This window comes from Microbacterium sp. Leaf351 (assembly GCF_001423825.1).
In the GTDB taxonomy this organism is placed as follows: domain Bacteria; phylum Actinomycetota; class Actinomycetes; order Actinomycetales; family Microbacteriaceae; genus Microbacterium; species Microbacterium ginsengisoli.
In genome coordinates, this window is sequence record NZ_LMPK01000033.1 from 63737 (window position 1) to 64657 (window position 921).

Here is a 921-nt window from a genome sequence, read left to right on the forward strand (position 1 = left end):
GGGCACCACCGTGGTCGTGGACGACACGACTGCAGACCTCTCTGTGGAGCCCTTCGACCGTGCACCGCTGTTCGGTCTCGACGTTCCCGGCCTCGACATCGTTCGCGTCGGGTCGCTCGGCAAGACCGTCTGGGGAGGGTTGCGCATCGGTTGGATCCGCGCGGAGACCTCGCTCATCCGCCGACTCATCGCCGCGCGATTCGCCGCCGAGCTCGGCACCCCCGACCTCGACCAGGCGATCGCCGCCCGGGTGATGGATCGGTACGACGAGGTGGTCGCCCAGCGGGCCCACGTGCTGCGTGCGGGTCGCGACACGGTCGTCGACGGCGTCGGGTCTCTGCTGCCGGAGTGGTCGGTACCCGATGTGAAGGGCGGAGTGGCGCTCTGGATCGACCTCGGTGCACCGCTGAGCGGCAACGTGGTGCTGGCGGCCCGTGCGCGCGGGATGCTTCTCTCGCCCGGCCCGCGATTCTCGGTGGACGGTGGACACGACACATATCTGCGCGTGCCGTTCACCGCCACCGCCGACGTGCTCGAGCGCGCGGTGGGAGTGCTGGCGCAGTGCTGGCGCGACGTACGCGCGATGTCGCCGGTGATGGGCATGGACCGACTCGATGCGGTGATCTGACCTCTCAACCGGCACGAGCGACATCCATTGCCACGGCACGGTCGCGGAAGCGGCCCATCTCGACGAACCCAGCGCCGGCCCGATAGCGCAGGGTCACCCAGAGGTCGTCGTGCCCGTCACGCACGCGGCGCACGTGCCCCGCAATCGTGCCGTCGGCACGCAGCACGCGCCAGAGGTCTGCCGCGGCGCGCGCGATGCCGTCATCCTGTCGTGGTGTCGTCGTCATGATGCCTCCGTGGTTCGAACATAGCTTCGACCACGGACATCGGCGCCGGGAACAGGGGAGACGAGGG

2 protein-coding genes are annotated in these 921 nt (G+C 69.7%); one reads left to right on the forward strand and one right to left on the reverse strand.

All coding sequences use genetic code 11. The features are described 5' to 3' along the window. Positions 1-628: aminotransferase class I/II-fold pyridoxal phosphate-dependent enzyme (locus ASG00_RS17820; RefSeq protein WP_235559456.1), on the forward strand; the 628-nt coding region annotated here is incomplete at its 5' end. Between the two features lie 4 nt (positions 629-632). Here ASG00_RS17820 and ASG00_RS08620 read toward each other — a convergent pair. Continuing rightward, positions 633-854: a hypothetical protein gene (locus ASG00_RS08620; protein WP_056208599.1), complete on the reverse strand. Its 222-nt coding sequence runs from the start codon at positions 852-854 to the stop codon at positions 633-635. Positions 855-921 lie beyond the last annotated feature (67 nt).